Genomic DNA, 16,617 nt, shown 5'->3' with positions numbered 1-16,617 from the left:
ATCCGTTCTGTGGGGCAGAACGGCTCAGGCCATGCCGCGATCCTGCTTCGTCGCCGCGAGGTCATCGGCGATGAAGGCCTGGATGATCTCCTCCAGGGATTCGGATCGCGTGAAGCCGAGGCCCGGCGCGCGCGTCGCCGCGAAGGCGGCCGGCCAGCCGGCGACGATGGCCTCCACCTCCGCATCCGGCACGCGCTGCACCAGCGCGCGGGCGGCCGGGCCGGCGACGCGCTCCAGGGCGTCGAGCATCTCGGTGATGCTGGCCGAGAGGCCGGGCGGGTTGATGCCGCGATCCCGCCCGAGAGGGGCGGTATCCATCCCGCAGGCATGGAACAGCCAGTCGATGGCCCGGCGGGGCGAGCAGACCCAGACGCGGAAATCGGCCGGCACGGGGTATTGCGCCGGCAGCCCCAGCAGGGGCTCGCGCAGCACGGCGGAGACGAAGCTGCTCGCCGCGCGATTCGGCCGGCCGGGGCGGACCATCACCGTGGGCAGGCGGATGGAGACGGCATCGAGGAAGCCGCGCCGCGTGGCATCCGCCAGCAGCAATTCGCCGATCGCCTTCTGGGCGCCGTAGCTGTTGGTGGGCATCTGGCGCCCGTCATCGGGCACCATCGCCGCCTGCCCGCCATCGAAGGAGGCGACCGAACTCGTGAACACCACGCGCGGCGGAGCAGGCAAGGCGCGGCACGCCTCGATCACCGCCTGGGTGCCGGCGATGTTCACGCGGATGCCGAGAGCATAATCGGCCTCGGCCTGCGCGCTCACCACCGCGGCGAGATGCACGACCAGCCCCGTACCGGGCGGGATCGCCGCCGCCACCGTCGCCGGATCGGCCACATCGCCGGCCAGCAGCCGGACGGGGAAGGGGGCTGCCAGCGGTGCGGGCGCGTTGAGGTCGAACAGGGTCAGCCCCGTGATCGCCTTGCCGCCCACCGCCCCCGCCGCCGCCAGCCGCGCCGCCAGCTTGCGCCCGAGAAAACCGCCCCCGCCCAGGATCGTGACCTGCATCAACCCGCCCCCCGCTTCGTCGTGGCACGTTGCCGCCATCGCCCGAGGAAGCCAAGCTACCCCCATGATCCCCACACGCCCCTACCGCCTGCTGCTCAACCGCCATCACGGCACGCCCGGCGTGGTCGTGCTGCCCGAGGGCGGGTATCGCCGCGCCAAGGCCGAGATCACGGGCTGGCCCGGCTATGCCCCCACGCCCCTGATCGACCTGCCCGACATCGCCACCGCCGCGCGCGTCGCGGCCGTGCATTGGAAGGATGAGGGCGGCCGCTTCGGCCTGGGCAGCTTCAAGGCGCTCGGCGGGGCCTATGCCGTGGCCCGGCTGCTGGTGGCCGAGCTTGCCCGCCGGGGTGTGACCAACGCCGCCACCACCACCGAGCTCGAGGCCGGCGCGCATCGCGACGCCGTGCGCCAGATCACCGTCACCTGCGCGACGGATGGCAATCACGGCCGCTCCGTCGCCTGGGGCGCGCAGCGCTTCGGCGCGCGCTGCGTCATCTTCGTGCATGAGACGGTCAGCCAGGGGCGCCGCGACGCCATCGCGAAATACGGCGCCGAGATCCGCGTGGTGCCCGGCACCTATGACGACGCCGTGCGCGCCTGCACCCACACCGCCGAGCGCGAGGCCTGGTTCATCGTCTCCGACACCTCCTGGGAGGGGTATACGGAGGTGCCAAGGGATGTGATGCAGGGCTACCGGCTGCTGACCGAGGAAGCCGTCGCGGCCATGCCCGCGCCGCCGACCCATGCCTTCGTCCCCGGCGGCGTGGGCGGGGTGGCGGCGGCGGCCTCGGTGCAGCTGCGCACTCAGGTCGAGCCCGATCCGCGCCTGATCGTGGTGGAGCCCGAGCGCGCGGCCTGCCTGCTCGCCTCGGGCGAGGCCGGCGCGCCGACCACCGTGCCCGGGGAGCTCGACACCATCATGGCGGGCCTTGCCTGCGGCGAGCCCAGCCTGCTCGCCTGGCAGGAGCTGGAGCGCGGCGCCTTCGCCTTCATGGCGCTGCAGGATGCCTCGGCAGTGGATGGCATGCGGCTTCTGGCCGGCCGCACCCCGCCCATCGTGGCCGGGGAGAGCGCGGCGCCGGTGCTCGCCGCCTTCCTGATGGCGGCCGCCGACCCCTTCTCGCGCGCCATGCTCGGGCTCGATTCGGGCAGCCGGGTGCTGCTGCTGGGCACGGAAGGGGCGACCGACCCGGCGCTCTACGCGCAGCTCACGCAGCCGGGCGCTTGACGTGCCGCGCGGCACGCCGCATCGCTTAGGGCAGAAGCAAGGGCGGCCGGATCGCGCGCCGCAGGGAGAACACGTTTCATGACCAGGATCCTGACCCCCCGTCGCAACCTGCTGGCGCTGGGCGCCGGCGCGCTCGCCGCCCCCGCGCTGGGCCTGCGCCCCGCCGCCGCGCAGGGGTCCTGGCCGAGCCAGCCGGTGCGCATGGTGGTGCCCTTCGCCGCGGGCGGGCCCACCGACATCCCCGCGCGCCTGATCGCCGATGAGATGTCGAAGGCCCTGCCGCACCGCGTGGTGGTCGAGAACCGCACCGGCTCGGGCGTGGTCATCGGCACCGATCTGGTGGCGAAGGGCCCGCAGGATGGCTCGACCATCCTCTACACCACCGTCGCCCATGCCGTGACGCGCGCGATGTTCCCGCGCCTGCCCTTCGACCCGATCGGCGACTTCACGCCCGTCGCGCTGGTCGGCCAGGTGCCGGTGATCCTGCTGGTGAACAACAACTTCCCGGCGCGCAACCTGCAGGAATTCATCACCGAGATCCGCAACAACCCCGGCAAGTACGACTACGCCTCCTCGGGCAATGGCGGCGCGGTGCATCTGGCGACCGAGCTGTTCATGCATGCCGCGGGCGGGCTGAAGGTGAACCACATCCCCTTCCGCGGCTCCTCCGCCGCCCTGCCGGAAGTGATCGCCGGCCGCATCCCGATGATCTTCGACATCGCCGCCTCGGCGCTGCCCTATGCGCGCTCGGGCGAGCTGCGCGCGCTGGGCATCTCGACGCGCGAGCGCTCCTCGCTGGCGCCGAACATCCCGACCATGATCGAGCAGGGGGTCGCCGGCTACGAGGCCTATACCTGGCACATGGTGCTGGTGCGCTCGGGCACGCCGATGCCGGTGGTGAACGCCATCAACGCCGCGGTGAACGCCGCCGTCGCCCTGCCGAATGTGCAGGAGCGCCTGACCGGCCTCGCCATGCAGGTGGTGCGCAACAGCACCCCGGCCTCGGCCGCGGAATATCTGCGCAGCGAGATCGGGGTGTGGGAGCCGCTGGTCCGCGCGGCGGGCATCACCGCGAGCTGATCGGAAAGGCGGCCCGCCTGATGTCAGGCGGGCCGAAGCCGCGTCGGGCCATTCAGGCAGCGATCACCGCTTCGCCAGCGCGTCCCGCAGGAAGCCTGCCGTGCTGCGGTAGTGTTCCTGCAGCAGCAGGATGGCGCGCGGGATGTGGCGCGCCAGCGCCGCATCGGCGATCGCCTCATGCTCCGCGCCCACATCGCGGCCCGGATAGGCCACGCTGCGCGCGATGGCGCGGTAGCGTTCCGCCCGCTCGCGCAGCTGCTCGGCCATGTTGCGCAGGGTGGGGGAGGGGCAGGCGGCGAGCAGCGCCTGGTGGAAGGCGGCATGCGCGCCCTCCCAGGCCGGATCCGCCCGCGCCAGGCGCTTGAGCCGCCAGCGCGCCAGCACCAGCGCTTCCTCCCAGGCCAGGTCGCCGGCGGCGATGCTCTCCCGCAGCACGACCTCTTCCAGCCAGCAGCGCGCGCGCACCAGCTCGTCGAAATCGGGCAGGCTGGCCGGGGCGGCGCGGAAGCCGCGCGAATCCAACCGCTCCACCAGCCCCTCGGCCGCCAGCGAGGATAGCGCCTCGCGCACCGGGCTCGCGCCCGCGCCGTAGCTCTCCGCCAGCGCCTGCACCTTCAGCTTGGACCCTGGCGCAAGCACGCCGCGCAGCAGATCGTCGCGGAGGCGGCGATGGACCTGTGTGGTAAGGCTTTCGTCGGTGTTCGCTTGCATGGCTCTCATTCTATCGATAAAACCGATGCCGCGCTACTAATGTCGAGAGGGACGTCCGATGCGTTTGCTGAGTTTCCAGGATCAGGGGCGCTTCGTGCCCGGTGTGCGGCTGGGTGACCAGGTCGTCCCCGTCTCGGCCCTGGCGGGCTTCCCGAACGATGCCCTGGCGCTGCTGGCCGCCGGCGGCGACACGCTGCACCGGCTCGAAGCCGCCGCCAAGGTCGCGCCGGCCTCGACCCATCGCCCGCTGGCCTCGCTGACGCTGGGCATGCCCATCCCCGTGCCGGGCAAGGTGATCTGCATCGGGCTGAACTACGCGCTGCACGCCAAGGAGGGCGGCAACCCGATCCCCGACTACCCGGCGGTGTTCCTGCGCGTGCAATCCTCCCTGGTCGGGCCGAACCAGCCCATGCTGCGGCCGGGCTGCTCGGACAAGTTCGACTATGAGGCCGAACTCGCCATCATCATCGGGTCGCGCGCGCGCTGCGTCAGCGAGGCCGATGCGCTGAAGCATGTCGCAGGCTATTCGCTGTTCAACGACGGATCGGTGCGCGACTACCAGCGCAAATCCACGCAATGGACCATGGGCAAGAATTTCGACGCGACAGGCGCCTTCGGGCCCGAGATCGTCAGCGCCGACGAACTGCCCCCCGGCGCGGCGCCGCTGCGCATCACCGCGCGCGTCGATGGCCAGACGGTGCAGGACAGCACCACGGGCGACATGATCTTCTCCGTCGCGCGCTGCATCGCGATCCTCTCCGAGGTGATGACGCTCGAGCCCGGCGATGTGATCGCCACCGGCACGCCCTCGGGCGTGGGCTATGCGCGCAAGCCGCCGCTGTTCCTGGCGCCGGGCAAGGTGGTCGAGATCGAGGTCGAGGGTGTGGGCGTGCTGCGCAACACCATCGCCGACGATCCCGCCTTCGCGGCGTAACGAGGATGCATCGCCGCACCGCGCTGCTGGCCGCCGCTGGCTTTGCCATCCCCGGCGTGGCGCGGGCGGCCTGGCCGGAGCGCGCGCTGCGGCTGCTCTGCGCCTTCCCGCCGGGGAGTGCCACCGACATCGCGGCGCGCGCCTTCGCCGAGGCGCTGAGCAGCCCGCTCGGCCAGCCGGTGGTGGTGGAGAATCGCGGCGGGGCGTCGGGCAACATCGCCACCGTCGCGGTGCGCAACGCGACGGATGGGCATACCGGGCTGGTGCATGGCGCGGCCTTCGCCGTGAACCCCGCTCTCTATGCCAATCCCGGCTTCGCCATCGCGGATTTCCGCACCATCGCCATCCTCGGCTCGACGCCCGCGGCCTTCGTGGTGAAGGCGGAGGGGCCGATCCGCAGCCTGGCGGACCTGCTCGCGGCTGCACGGGCGCGGCCGCTCGACTACGCCTCCTCCGGCGCGGGCACGGTGCCGCGGCTCGGGGCGGAGTTGCTGTTCCGTCGCCTCGCGCAGGTGGAGGTGCAGCATGTGGCTTTCCCGCCGGCCCAGGCGGTGACGGCGGTGGTCTCGGGCCATGTGCCGCTCGCCGTCGTGGCGCTGCCGACCGCGATGGGCCTGGTGCGGGGCGGGCAGTTGCGCGTGATCGCCGTGGGCTCCGCCCAGCGCGACCCGCTGCTGCCGGAAGCGCCGACCGTGGCGGAGCAGGGCTTCCCGGGCTTCGATGTCGGCGCCTGGAACGCGCTCTTCGTGCCGCGCGCCATGCCGGCCGAGGCGATCGCGCGGCTCGAGGCCGAATGCGCGAAGCTGCTGGCCGCGCCCGAGATGCGCGCGCGCCTCGCCCCCGCGGGCCTCACGCCCGGCAGGCTCACCGGCGCCGCGGCGCAGGATTTCGTGCAGCGCGAGGCCAGCATCTGGGCCGAGGTGGTGCGTGCCTCCGGCGCGACGGCCGATTGAGATGGCACGGCCGCGCAACATTCTCTTCATCATGGCCGACCAGCTGCGCTGGGATTACCTTTCCTGCGCCGGGCACCCGGCGCTGCACACGCCCCATATCGATGCGTTGGCGAAGCGCGGCCTGCGCTTCGACCGCGCCTTCGTGCAATCGCCGGTCTGCGGCCCCTCGCGCATGAGCTTCTACACCGGGCGCACGGTGAATTCGCATGGCGCGACCTGGAACTTCGTCCCACTTCCGATCGGCGAGATGACGCTGGGCGACTATCTCCGCCCCTCCGGCCTGCGCGTGGCGGTGGCCGGCAAGACGCACATCTTCGCCGACAATGAGGGCATGGCGCGTGTCGGCCTGACGCGCGAGACCGAGCTCGGCATGTCCATCGCGGAAGGCGGCTTCGCGCCCTTCGAGCGCGACGATGGCGAGCATCCGGACAAGCGCACGGGGCCTTCGCTTCGCTACAACCAGTATCTGCGCGCGCAGGGCTATGACGGCGACAACCCCTGGCATTCCTGGGCCAATTCGGCCGCGGGGCCGGATGGCGCGGTGCTCTCCGGCTGGTCGCTGCGGCACGCGCATCTGCCCGCGCGCGTCGCCGAGCAGCACAGCGAAACGGCGTGGATGAGCGACCGCGCCATCGACTTCATCCGCGAGAGCGGCGAGCGCCCCTGGCTGCTGCACCTTTCCTACATCAAGCCGCACTGGCCCTACATCGCGCCCGCGCCCTATCACGCGCTCTATGGCGCAAGGGATCTGCTGCCGGTGGTCAAGAGCGAGGCCGAGCGCGCCGATCCGCACCCGGTCTATGGCGCCTTCATGGCCATGGATGCCGCGCAGGCCTTCGGGCGCGACGAGGTGCGCGCGCATGTGCTGCCCGCCTATATGGGCCTCGTGAAGCAGATCGACGACCATGTCGGGCGCGTGGTCGCCGCGCTGGAGGAAGCCGGGCGGCTGGATGACACGGTGATCGTCTTCACCTCCGATCATGGCGATTATCTCGGCGATCACTGGATGGGCGAGAAGGAGCTGTTCCACGAATGCTCCGTGCGCATCCCGCTGATCATCGTCGATCCTTCGGCGGCGGCGGATGCGACGCGCGGCACGGTGGAGCATCGGCTGGTCGAGGCGATCGACCTCGTGCCCACCTTCCTCGACCTGCTCGGGCAGGAGTTGCCGACGCATCGGCTCGAGGGCCGCTCCCTGCGCCCGCTGCTGCATGGCGAGGCGCCGCCCTGGCGGGATGGCGTGTTCAGCGAGCTCGACTTCGCCTTCTACAAGGCGCGACTCACGCTGGGGCTCGACGTGCAGCAGGCGCGCTGCTGGATGATCCGCACCGCGCGGTGGAAATACATCGCCTTCAAGGCCTTCGACCGGGCGCAGCTGTTTGACCTTGAGAACGACCCGGACGAGCTTGAGGATCTCGGCCAGAGCGCGGCGCATGCGCCGATCCGCGCCGAACTGCATCAGATGCTGTTCAGGCGCCTCGCGGACCGGCGCAACCGCGTCACGGTCAGCGATGCCGATGTGGAGAAAAGAACCGATGGCGCGCGCGCGAACGGCGTGATCATCGGCGAATGGTAAGGGAGAACGACATGCACAAGCTCACGCGTCGCCTTGCGCTCGCCACCCCGCTCGGCCTGCTCGCCGCGCCACGCCTGGCGCGTGCCGCCTGGCCGGAGCGCCCGGTGCGCATCGTCGTCGCCTTCCCGCCGGGCAGCAGCACGGATGTGCTCTGCCGCGCGCTGGCGCAGGCGTTGAGCCCCGTGCTCGGCCAGCCCGTGGTGGTGGAGAACCGGCCCGGCGCGGGCGGCAACATCGCCACCGTTGCCGTGCGCCGCAGCCCGGCCGATGGCCAGGTCTTCCTGGCGCATTCCGTGGCCTATGCGGTGAATTCCAGCCTCTACCGCAATGCCGGCTATGATGCGCTGACGGATCTCGAGCCGGTCGCGCTGCTCGCCAGCACGCCCAACGTCATCACGGTGAATCCCGAGCGGCTGAACGTGCGCACCCTGCCCGAACTGATCGCGGCGGCGCGCGGCGGGCGGCTCGACTACGGCTCCTCGGGCATCGGCACGACGACGCATCTCGGGCTCGAATTGCTGTTCCGCTCGCTCGCGCGGGTGGAGGTGCAGCACGTGCCCTTCGGCCCGGCGCAGGCGGTCACCGCGGTGGTGGGCGGGCAGGTGCCGATCGGCTCCACCAGCCTGCCGCCGGCACTGCCCTTGATCCGCGAGGGCCGGATCCGCGCCATCGCCGTGACCTCCGCGCAGCGCGATCCCTCCCTGCCGGATGCGCCCACCGTGGCCGAACAGGGCTTCCCGGGCTTCGAGGCGCTGACCTGGTTCGCGCTCTTCGCCCCCGCCGGCACGCCCGCCGAGATCACCGAGCGGATGAATGTCGAGGTCAATCGCGCGCTGACGGCGCCCGATCTGAAGGCGCGGCTCGACAGCATGGGCTTCGCGCCCGACCCGCGCGGCCGGCCGGCGCTGGCCGCCTTCCTGCGTGAGGAAGTTACGAAATGGGCCGAGGTCGTGCGCGTCTCCGGCGCGACGGTGGAGTGACAGCCGCCCGATGACCGGCGGGGCGAAGGCCCCGAAGGTCTGAATCGGCCGGCTCAGAAAGGGATTTTCATGCGCAACGTAACCCCCGAGACGCTGACACAGACCTTCGCGGATTACGCCGCGAAGGCCGAGGACGCCCGCACCAGGGAGGTGCTCTGCGCGCTGGCCAAGCACCTGCACGCCTTCGTCAAGGAGACGAAGCTGACGCATGCGGAATGGATGGCCGGCCTGATGGCGCTGACGCGCGCGGGCGAGATCACCTCGCCCGAGCGCAACGAGTTCATCCTGTTCAGCGATCTCTTCGGCGTCTCGGCGCTGGTGGACATGGTGAACACGCCGCCCGGTGCGACAAGCTGTTCCAATCTCGGCCCCTTCCACCAGCGCGGCGCCCCGCCGCTGCCCGATGGCGGCGATCTGTGGAAGGGCCAGCCGGGCGAGGTGATGGTCGTCACCGGCCGGGTGCTGGACGCCGCGACCGGGGAGGGCGTGGCGGGGGCGACGCTCGACATGTGGCAGAACGCCGACAACGGCTTCTACGCCGCGCAGGATTCCGCGCAGGCGCCGAAGAACTACCACGGCCTGCTGACCTGCGCCGCCGATGGCAGCTTCGCCTTCTCGACCACGCGCCAGCAGCCCTACACCGTGCCCTATGACGGCCCGGCGGGGGACATGCTGCGCGCGCTCAAGCGCGACGCCTGGCGGCCGGCGCATCTGCATGTCATCGCCGAGGCCGCGGGCTACCATCCGCTGGTGACGGAGCTGTTCCTGGAGGACGACCCCTATCTCGACACCGATGCGGTGTTCGGGGTGCGGCAGGACCTGGTGGTGCCGCTGGGCTCCATGGCGAAGGCCGACACGCCCGCGCATCTGGTGGCGCGCGACAAGCTGCCCGAGACGGTGCTGCACGCGCCCTTGATCATCCGGATGGCGCGGCGCGGCTGAGAGCGCAGGCCGTCAGGCGACGCGCGGCATGGCGGCGGGCGGGGGTGCGCGCAGCGCCGCCACCTGCTCGGGCGGCATCGGCCGCGCCAGCAGATAGCCCTGCACCACGTCGCATTCCAGCGCGCGCAGCGTGGCGAGCTGCGCCTCCGTCTCCACGCCCTCGGCCACCACCTCCGCACCCAGCCCATGCGCGAGGCGCACGATCGCGTCCACGATGCGCCGCCCCGCGCCGCCATGCTCGATGCCGCCGACGAAGCTGCGGTCGATCTTGATCACGTCGAAGCGCAGGTGCTGCAGGTAGCCGAGCGAGGAGAAGCCGGTGCCGAAATCATCGAGCGCGATGCGCACGCCGAGCGCCCGCATCGCCGCGAAGCTCTCCCCGGCCGCGGCCTGGTCCTGCAGGAAGACGCCCTCGGTGACCTCCACCTCGATCAAATCGGGCCGGCAGCCGCTGGCGTCGAGCGCGGCGCGCAGCATGGCCACGCCTTCGCCGGCGCCGAACTGCCCGCCCGAGAGGTTCACCGCGATGGGCAGGTGCAGCCCCGTCTCCGCCCAGGCGGCGGCCTGGCGGCAGGCCATGTCCAGCACCTGGCGCGTCAGCTCCTCCATCAGCCCGGCGGCTTCCGCCACGGGGATGAAGACCGAGGGCGGGATCGGCCCGCGGCTCGGGTGGTACCAGCGCAGCAGCGCCTCGCAGCCATGCAGCGCGCCGCTGGCGGCGCTGAATTTCGGCTGGTAGGCCAGACGCAGCTGGCGTTCGCTCAGCGCGTTGCGCAGGCATTCCTCGATTTCCAGGCGTTCCTTCAGCCCACTCTCCTGCGCCGGATCGAAGACCTTGGCGCGCCCGCGCCCGGCCGCCTTGGCCGCGCGCAGGGCGATGTCGGCGCGGCTGAGCAGCGCCTCGCTCGCCAGCCCGTGCTCGGGTGCCAGCACGATGCCGATGCTCGCCCCGCTGCGCAGCGTCTGGCCCTCGATGCGATAGGCACGCGCCAGCACGCGGCAGAGCCGGTTGGCCAGCGCCTCGGCCTCGCCCCGCCCGCTGAGCCGGGTCTGGATGACGGCGAATTCGTCCCCGCCGAAGCGCGCGAGCAGGTCGCCCTCGCGCAGCGTGCCCTGGATGCGGGCACCGGCGGCGAGCAGCAGCCGGTCGCCCGTCGCGTGGCCGAGGCTTTCGTTGACCTGCTTGAAGCCGTCGAGGTCGATGCAATGCACCGCCAGCATTTCGCCTTCCGCCAGCTCGGCCAGCGCGGCACCGAGCAGCGCCCCGAATCGCGCGCGGTTGGCGAGGTTGGTGAGGGGGTCGTGCTCCTCGAGATGCCGGGCCCGATGGTCCGCGCGGCGCTGCTCGGTGATGTCGAGCCCGACCCGCACGAGGCAAGCGAGCCTGCCCGCGCCCAGCACCGGCGCGGTGGTGACCAGCAGGTGGCGCTGCGTGCCGTCGGGCAGATCGAGCACCGTCTCGGTGGGCGGCAGCACCTCGCCGCTGCGCAGCGCCTGGTCGATTTCCGCCATGGCCGCGCCGGCGGCGCCGACCTCCTGCGCGGTCCGGCCGATCACCGCGGCTTCATCGGCATGGCCGAGCAGGCTGAGGCTGGTGCGGTTCATCAGCGTCACCCGCCCGTCGCGGTCATAGGCGCTGACGGCGACGGGCAGTGCATCCATCAGGGCGCGCAGCATGGCCTCGGCCGCCAGGGCGCGGCGGGCATGGCGGCGCAGCAGCGCGAGCACCATCGCGCCGGCCAGCACCAGCCCGCCCATGCCGCCCAACCCGGCGAGGTTGAGCTCCGCCGCATGGGCGCGCGCGGCCACCACCGCGCCCTGGCGCTCGGCATGCAGCGCGAGGTTGAGCTGCGTGAGCAGCGCCTCCGCCTCCTGCAGCGTGGCCTCGATGCGCGCCTTGGTGGCCTTGGCCCCCGGCGTCCAGGCCAGCATGTCGGGCTCGATCGCGGTCAGCATGTCGATGATGCCGTGCACCATGTCGGCACGGTCGCTCAGCGCCTCGGCGGTGGCTTCCTCGCCCTGCAGCAGCAGCGGCAGGCGGCTGAGCAGGATGTCGTAGCGTTCGCCGACATCGATCTGATCCGCCGCGCCGTCGCCCCGCTCGCGCAGCAGCAGCGCGCTGCGCAGGCGGTGCAGCTCGACCAGCGCCTGGGTGGTGTACCAGACCGAGACGCGCTGGCTCTGCTCATCCAGCTTCAATTGCTGGCGCGCGCGGAAGCCGACCGCCGCGAGCGAGACGGTGAGGATGAGGGCCGACAGCACCAGCACCAGCGGCGTCGCCAGCCATGGCGTGCCCGGGCGCCCGCTGGGTGCCGCGCGGCCATCCCTTACCCGCCGGCGGGTCACCGCCGGTGCTCAGCGCACCTCGATTCGGCGCAGTTGCCAGATGGATCTCTCGCGGAAGGTCGGCACGTCGAGCTCCGGGTGTTGCGTCCAGGGATAGACCAGCCAGACCGGGCCGCGGTCGCGCACGCGCAGGGGCTCGCCCTCGGCGCGGGTGGCGAGGAAGGCGCCGCGCGTGGCGTCCTGCACCGGCACATCGACCGCGTAGTCGTTGAGCGCGACGGCGCGCAGCATGCCGCCCTCGGCGCCCACCTCGGCCAGCAGCCTGGCGAGCGGCACGCCGGAGAAGTGCTGCATCGCCGTGCCGGTCCAGCTGGTGCGGGTGGCGAGATCGGTGCGGCCCAGCGCCTCCAGCGCCGCGAGGTCGAAATGCCGGGTCGCTCCGGCGATGCGGCCGGAGACGCTGAGCACGGTGCGGCCGCCGGCCTGGGCGGCGCCCCGTCGTGGCGTGGCGGCGAGGGCGGCGAAGGGAAGGGTGAGGATCAGCGCACGGCGTCGCATGAGGTAGCCTCCGGCTGCGGCATGGGGCGGGGCCGGGATCCGGCCCATCCCCACTGGCGTCGAAACAGGGCGGCCCGCCGCCGGGGCGTGCCGGCGGGGCGGGGAGCGCCCGCGTCAGGGCAGGGCGGATGTCTGCCGCTGCGCGAAGCCAATGTGCCGGGGAGAGGTTAAGCGAGTGCTATGCGGGCCTGGCGCCACGAAAAAGCGTGTCGCTGCCTCATACCAAGCGCAGGAAGTTCCGACCTGCGGCCCGAAGGGCCGAGCGCGCGAAGGCGCGCCGCGGCTTATGCCGCGAAGCCAAGGGCCGCGGATGCGGCCCGCCCGGCGTCTGAGGGGCACAAAGGTGAAACCTTTGTGCGATGGGTATCAGATGAATTGCCCGCGCAGGAAGCCCAGCGCCGGCAGCGGGCTCCATTTCTTCGGCAGGTCGGTGCGGCGGATCGGCGCGACGGAGTAGTGCGGCACCGGCTGGTGCGACCGGCGCAGGAAATCCTCATAGGCGGAGACCTGCTGGGCGCGCCACTCGCGGTCCTGCAGGGCATCATGGCGGCTGCGGTAAATATTGGCCACCCGTGATTGCCGCCCCGCGGTGGCGATCACGGCCCAGAGCGTGTCGTCGGAGGCCGGCCCGACGCTGACGATGGTCTGCACCCCCTCTTCCTCGCAAATGCGCCCCCCGCCGGTCAAGCGGCGGCTGCGGGCCCTTTTCCCTCCCGCGCGGGCGTGGGATCAGACAGCCCCCCGCAGCCCGAAGGATGGATGGACGATGATCGACCTCTACAGCTGGAACACGCCCAATGGCCGCAAGATCAGCGTCGCGCTCGAAGAGATGGGCCTGCCCTACACGGTGCGCACGGTCGACATCTCGAAGGGGGAGCAGTTCAACCCGGATTTCCTGAAGTTCTCGCCCAACAACCGCATTCCCGCGATCATCGACCATGAGGGGCCGGACGGGCAGCCGATCAGCGTCTTCGAATCGGGGGCGATCCTGGTCTACCTGGCCGAGAAGACCGGCCGCTTCCTGCCCAAGCCGCTGCGGGCGCGCACGGTCGTGATGGAGTGGCTGATGTGGCAGATGGGCGGCTTCGGCCCCATGCCCGGCCAGGTGCACCACTTCCTGATGCAGCCCGAGGGCCCGGCGCGCGACTATGGCTTCGCGCGCTACCATACCGAGACCAAGCGGCTTTACGGTGTGCTCGACCGGCGCCTTGCGGGCCGCGATTTCGTGGCGACCGAGGGCGAGCCCTCGATCGCGGATTTCGCCATCCTCGGCTGGGCCTGGCGGCATGAGCGCCACCAGGTGCCCTTCGACAACCTGCCCCATGTCGCGGCCTGGTATGACCGCATGATGGCCCGCCCGGCGGTGGCGCGGGGCTTCGATGTGGCGCTCTCCTGAAGGCCGGGCGTGGCACGCTTGCCCCCACGGAGCGGGAAGGCTATGAGGGCGCTCGCATACGTCGTGTGACTTCAACACCCTGAGGAGGGGTGGCCGAGTGGCTGAAGGCGACGGTTTGCTAAACCGTTATAGGGGTAAAACCCTATCGAGGGTTCGAATCCCTTCCCCTCCTCCACTTCTCTGTAAACATGAGATTTTTTGCCGCAGGCTACAGTAGAGACCGTCGAGCAGTATAAGGGTTTTCGGGCCTGTGGGACAGGTCGTGGGACAACCCTGCTCCGGTGGGACAGCTTTCCGCGGCTGCCGCTAGGCTCCCAGGACGGCGTGCGGCGGCGACGGGGGAGCGGATGGCGCGCGGGAAGCGTTACTTTCTGAGCGATGACGATTACGGAGTGACGCCCTCGCAGCTGAAGCGCATGGGGCGCAGGAAGCAAGTCGCCTACATAACTGCGTGGTTCCACCACCACTACGAAGACCCGACAAACGAGACCCCACGGGACGACGGGGAGTTCCTCTTCGTCTGGGGCGGTCCCTACGACGCCAGCGACGCCATCCAGGGCGAGTTCGGCGACATCGTGCCGTTCGAACGCATGGAGGAGGCGATCCGCGACGTTCAGTCTGACGGTATCTTCGACTGGGCGCCATCCAGACATCACCCGGATCGCGAGGCCGCAGACGATCAGGTGATGGACGAGCATGCCGACCAGACACCTGTTGAGCAGGCGTTGGCCGAGATCCTGCGCCGCCTGCGCCGGGGCGAGGAGATCCGCTACGGTACGGAAGAGGAGCGCCGGGACCGCGAGGCCATTCTCGACCGTTTGGACGGTATTGAGGTCCGCCTCGCGTCTCTCAAAGCGCAGCCGCCAGGCATCGGCCACAACGGTGGGCCTGTCGTTGACGACGAGCGCGCGGAGGGCGGGACGTCTGTCGGTGACGCGATCGCCGCTGTCGGCGAGATCCGCCAGGAACTGGCCAGGCCTCAACCCGAAGCCGCGGTTGTGGTTGTGGCCGCCTCCCGGCTGGCGCGGTTCGGAAAGTGGATGGGCGAGCGGTGGACCAAAGGGCTAGAGAAGGCAGTCGAGACGCCTATCTCGGCTGCCATCCTCGCGCTGCCCACCCTGGCACTTACCGAGGCCATGGCCTCGGCCGCACCGATGGTCTTGCCGCTCATCGACCAGGTGACGCAGGCGGTGGTGACCTGGGCCCAGGCAGCGATGTCTCTGTTCTAAGCGCGGCCGCTCAGGCCGCCCGCGCCGCCTTGCCGTCGGCCGGGGGCAGCGAGCCGAACAGGTCCGTGCGGCGCCCGTAGGCCCACATCGCCCCATCTTTCCGGAGGTGCGCCGTATAGATCTCCGTGGTTTGCACCATCGTGTGCCCCAGGTGCAACGACAGCCGGTAGATGCAGGTGTCGTCATCCACGAGCGACGCGCAGGCGAAGGCGTGCCGGAGATCGTGCAGCCGGAAGACGTCGAGGATGGCGGCTTCACGTGCTGCCGCTGCGGCCGCCCGGTCCTCCCGGCCCTGGCGCTGACGCCGCCACTGGCCGTAGCGCGTGGACACCACGGCGCTGTCGGCGGGTAGCCCCGCGAACAGCCGCCCCTTCGTCGGCATGTCGGCCAGCATCGCGGCGGCGCGGCCGAGGTCGATGGTGCGCGTCAGGCCCCGCTTCACGCCGCGGCTGAGGGTGGCCTTCGTGCCGCAGGGGTGGACGTCCTGCGCGCGGAGGTTCAGCGCCTCGCCCAGGCGCATGCCCGTCTCGCGCAGCCACCGCAGCAGCCTAGCGATGTCAGCGGACCAAGCACCGACGTCACGGATCAGGGCGTCTACCTCCTCGTCGGTCGGCGGTCGCAGCCGCTGGCGCCGCTTCCCGGCCACCTCGTTGCGGTCGACCAGGGAGACTGGGTTGCCCTCGATCCAGTCCATCCGGGCGGCGTGGGCAAGCACACGGCTCCAGGCCGTCAGGTCGTTCAGGATCGTGCTGGTCGCGCGCTCTTCGTCCCGGCGGGCCTCGACGAACTCGACGATGGTCGCCTTGGTGATCGCCGACAGCGGGACTTCCCGCTTAGGCAAGCCGTCAGCGCCATCGCCCGGCTCCCATCCGAGGGCCGACGTGACCTGCACGATCGAGCAGGCGTAGCGTTTGGCGGTGTCCTGCGAGAGGTCGCCCGCGGTCACCTTGGCTTCCTGGTGGGCGAGGTAGCCGTCCACGGCGTCCTGCCAAGTCTTCTCGCGCTCGATGACCCGCCCATCGCGGCGGGCCTCGACGTCCTTCAGGATCTTGTCGCGTTCCGCCCGCGCCTTGCGGACATCAGTCGTTCCAAGCGACTGCCGCTGCGGCTTTCCGCCGAGCATGTAGCGGACGTACCAGACACCGCCCCGGCAGAGGAGGTTGCGGTTCGGGTCGGGCTTCGCGGGACGCTGGGCGGCTTGCTTGGGCGGCATGGCTTGCTCGGCTTCGTGGGGGCGGGGTTGGCGACGAGGGCGCGGATCTCCGCTTCGTCGAAGATCCAGATGTCGCAGCCGGGGAGCTTCCTGGCGGGCAGCTCGCCGCTGGCGGCCATGGCCTGCACCTGGCGCTCGCTGATCGGCAGGATGCGGGCGACGTCCTCGGCGCGTAGAAACTCGGCCCGGGGTCGCTCCTCGGCGGACCGCTGCCGCCGCGCCCGCCGGTCTTCCTTGGCCAGCCGGAGATCGACCACCGACTTGGCGGCCGGGTTGATTGGGCCGACCAGCCACTCCAGCGAAGCCTCCCGGAACGCCTCGACCGTCGGCGCCTGGAGCGCCGTTATGCGGCCCAGCAGCGCGCCTTCGCCGTCCTCCACGATGACGAGCACCGGCGGCTGCGGCTGGCCGTCGGCGGAGGGTTCCGAGCTGGACTGATCGGACGAAACGGGGTGGTCCACGACGGCACTCCGGCAGAGAAGCCCACATAACGGTCCCTGAGGACTTTGTCCATCTG

At 71.2% G+C, this 16,617-nt stretch carries 16 protein-coding genes and 1 tRNA gene; 10 read left to right on the top strand and 7 right to left on the bottom strand.

What is annotated here, in order from left to right:
• Nucleotides 1-24: 24 nt before the first annotated feature.
• Entirely contained in the window at nt 25-1,011 is a 987-nt protein-coding gene (gene denD, locus AC2D9U_RS03405) for a D-erythronate dehydrogenase (protein WP_484746484.1), read from the bottom strand.
• A gap of 64 nt (nt 1,012-1,075) precedes the next feature.
• Here denD and AC2D9U_RS03400 point away from each other — a divergent pair, with 64 nt between their 5' ends.
• Entirely contained in the window at nt 1,076-2,242 is a 1,167-nt protein-coding gene (locus tag AC2D9U_RS03400) for a diaminopropionate ammonia-lyase (protein ID WP_484746482.1), read from the top strand.
• 78 nt (nt 2,243-2,320) lie between these two features.
• Entirely contained in the window at nt 2,321-3,322 is a 1,002-nt protein-coding gene (locus AC2D9U_RS03395; RefSeq protein ID WP_484746480.1) for a Bug family tripartite tricarboxylate transporter substrate binding protein, read from the top strand.
• Between the two features lie 63 nt (nt 3,323-3,385).
• Here the strand turns inward: AC2D9U_RS03395 and AC2D9U_RS03390 are convergent, their stop codons facing one another.
• Entirely contained in the window at nt 3,386-4,033 is a 648-nt protein-coding gene (locus AC2D9U_RS03390) for a GntR family transcriptional regulator (protein ID WP_484746478.1), read from the bottom strand.
• A gap of 58 nt (nt 4,034-4,091) precedes the next feature.
• On the opposite strand from AC2D9U_RS03390, the gene AC2D9U_RS03385 reads away from it, so the two are divergent.
• The 5 genes from AC2D9U_RS03385 (at nt 4,092) to AC2D9U_RS03365 (ending at nt 9,418) form a co-directional block, all read left to right on the top strand.
• Nucleotides 4,092-4,967 (top strand): fumarylacetoacetate hydrolase family protein, encoded by an 876-nt coding sequence (locus AC2D9U_RS03385; protein WP_484746476.1) that lies wholly within the window; start codon nt 4,092-4,094, stop codon nt 4,965-4,967.
• 5 nt (nt 4,968-4,972) lie between these two features.
• Nucleotides 4,973-5,920 carry a Bug family tripartite tricarboxylate transporter substrate binding protein gene (locus AC2D9U_RS03380; RefSeq protein ID WP_484746474.1) on the top strand — a complete coding sequence of 316 codons (948 nt, stop codon included), beginning with the start codon at nt 4,973-4,975 and terminating at the stop codon, nt 5,918-5,920.
• Between the two features lies 1 nt (nt 5,921).
• The gene (locus AC2D9U_RS03375; protein ID WP_484746472.1) at nt 5,922-7,496 is read left to right on the top strand and encodes a sulfatase-like hydrolase/transferase; all 1,575 of its coding nucleotides are present in this window, start codon (nt 5,922-5,924) and stop codon (nt 7,494-7,496) included.
• A gap of 11 nt (nt 7,497-7,507) precedes the next feature.
• Entirely contained in the window at nt 7,508-8,476 is a 969-nt protein-coding gene (locus AC2D9U_RS03370; protein ID WP_484746470.1) for a tripartite tricarboxylate transporter substrate binding protein, read from the top strand.
• 69 nt (nt 8,477-8,545) lie between these two features.
• Nucleotides 8,546-9,418, top strand: a complete 873-nt coding sequence (locus AC2D9U_RS03365) for a dioxygenase family protein (RefSeq protein ID WP_484746468.1) — start codon at nt 8,546-8,548, stop codon at nt 9,416-9,418.
• A 12-nt stretch (nt 9,419-9,430) separates the two neighbouring features.
• Here AC2D9U_RS03365 and AC2D9U_RS03360 read toward each other — a convergent pair whose 3' ends face one another.
• The 3 genes from AC2D9U_RS03360 to AC2D9U_RS03350 form a co-directional block, all read right to left on the bottom strand.
• Nucleotides 9,431-11,764: a putative bifunctional diguanylate cyclase/phosphodiesterase gene (locus AC2D9U_RS03360; protein WP_484746467.1), complete on the bottom strand. Its 2,334-nt coding sequence runs from the start codon at nt 11,762-11,764 to the stop codon at nt 9,431-9,433.
• A 9-nt stretch (nt 11,765-11,773) separates the two neighbouring features.
• A complete protein-coding gene (locus AC2D9U_RS03355) occupies nt 11,774-12,262 on the bottom strand; it encodes a putative pterin-binding protein (RefSeq protein ID WP_484746465.1) in 489 nt (162 codons plus the stop codon).
• A 366-nt stretch (nt 12,263-12,628) separates the two neighbouring features.
• Entirely contained in the window at nt 12,629-12,913 is a 285-nt protein-coding gene (locus tag AC2D9U_RS03350; RefSeq protein WP_484746463.1) for a hypothetical protein, read from the bottom strand.
• A 115-nt stretch (nt 12,914-13,028) separates the two neighbouring features.
• Here AC2D9U_RS03350 and AC2D9U_RS03345 point away from each other — a divergent pair, with 115 nt between their 5' ends.
• The 3 genes from AC2D9U_RS03345 to AC2D9U_RS03335 all read left to right on the top strand — a co-directional run bounded on the left by AC2D9U_RS03345 (nt 13,029) and on the right by AC2D9U_RS03335 (nt 14,887).
• On the top strand, nt 13,029-13,658 hold the full coding sequence (locus AC2D9U_RS03345) for a glutathione S-transferase family protein (protein ID WP_484746461.1): 630 nt from the start codon (nt 13,029-13,031) through the stop codon (nt 13,656-13,658).
• Nucleotides 13,659-13,741: 83 nt separating this feature from the next.
• Nucleotides 13,742-13,833, top strand: a tRNA-Ser gene (locus tag AC2D9U_RS03340).
• 172 nt (nt 13,834-14,005) lie between these two features.
• Nucleotides 14,006-14,887 carry a hypothetical protein gene (locus AC2D9U_RS03335; protein ID WP_484746459.1) on the top strand — a complete coding sequence of 294 codons (882 nt, stop codon included), beginning with the start codon at nt 14,006-14,008 and terminating at the stop codon, nt 14,885-14,887.
• A gap of 10 nt (nt 14,888-14,897) precedes the next feature.
• Here the strand turns inward: AC2D9U_RS03335 and AC2D9U_RS03330 are convergent, their stop codons facing one another.
• Both AC2D9U_RS03330 and AC2D9U_RS03325 read right to left on the bottom strand, forming a co-directional pair.
• On the bottom strand, nt 14,898-16,010 hold the full coding sequence (locus AC2D9U_RS03330) for a tyrosine-type recombinase/integrase (RefSeq protein ID WP_484746457.1): 1,113 nt from the start codon (nt 16,008-16,010) through the stop codon (nt 14,898-14,900).
• The gene (locus AC2D9U_RS03325; protein WP_484746455.1) at nt 15,929-16,561 is read right to left on the bottom strand and encodes a helix-turn-helix domain-containing protein; all 633 of its coding nucleotides are present in this window, start codon (nt 16,559-16,561) and stop codon (nt 15,929-15,931) included. The genes AC2D9U_RS03330 and AC2D9U_RS03325 overlap by 82 nt, the downstream gene beginning before the upstream one ends.
• Between the last annotated feature and the right edge of the window lie 56 nt (nt 16,562-16,617).

It is taken from the genome of Roseomonas sp. TF40, from assembly GCF_057219975.1.
Note: the sequence above shows the minus strand (reverse complement) of the source record. Positions and strands in the feature narration are given on the sequence as shown.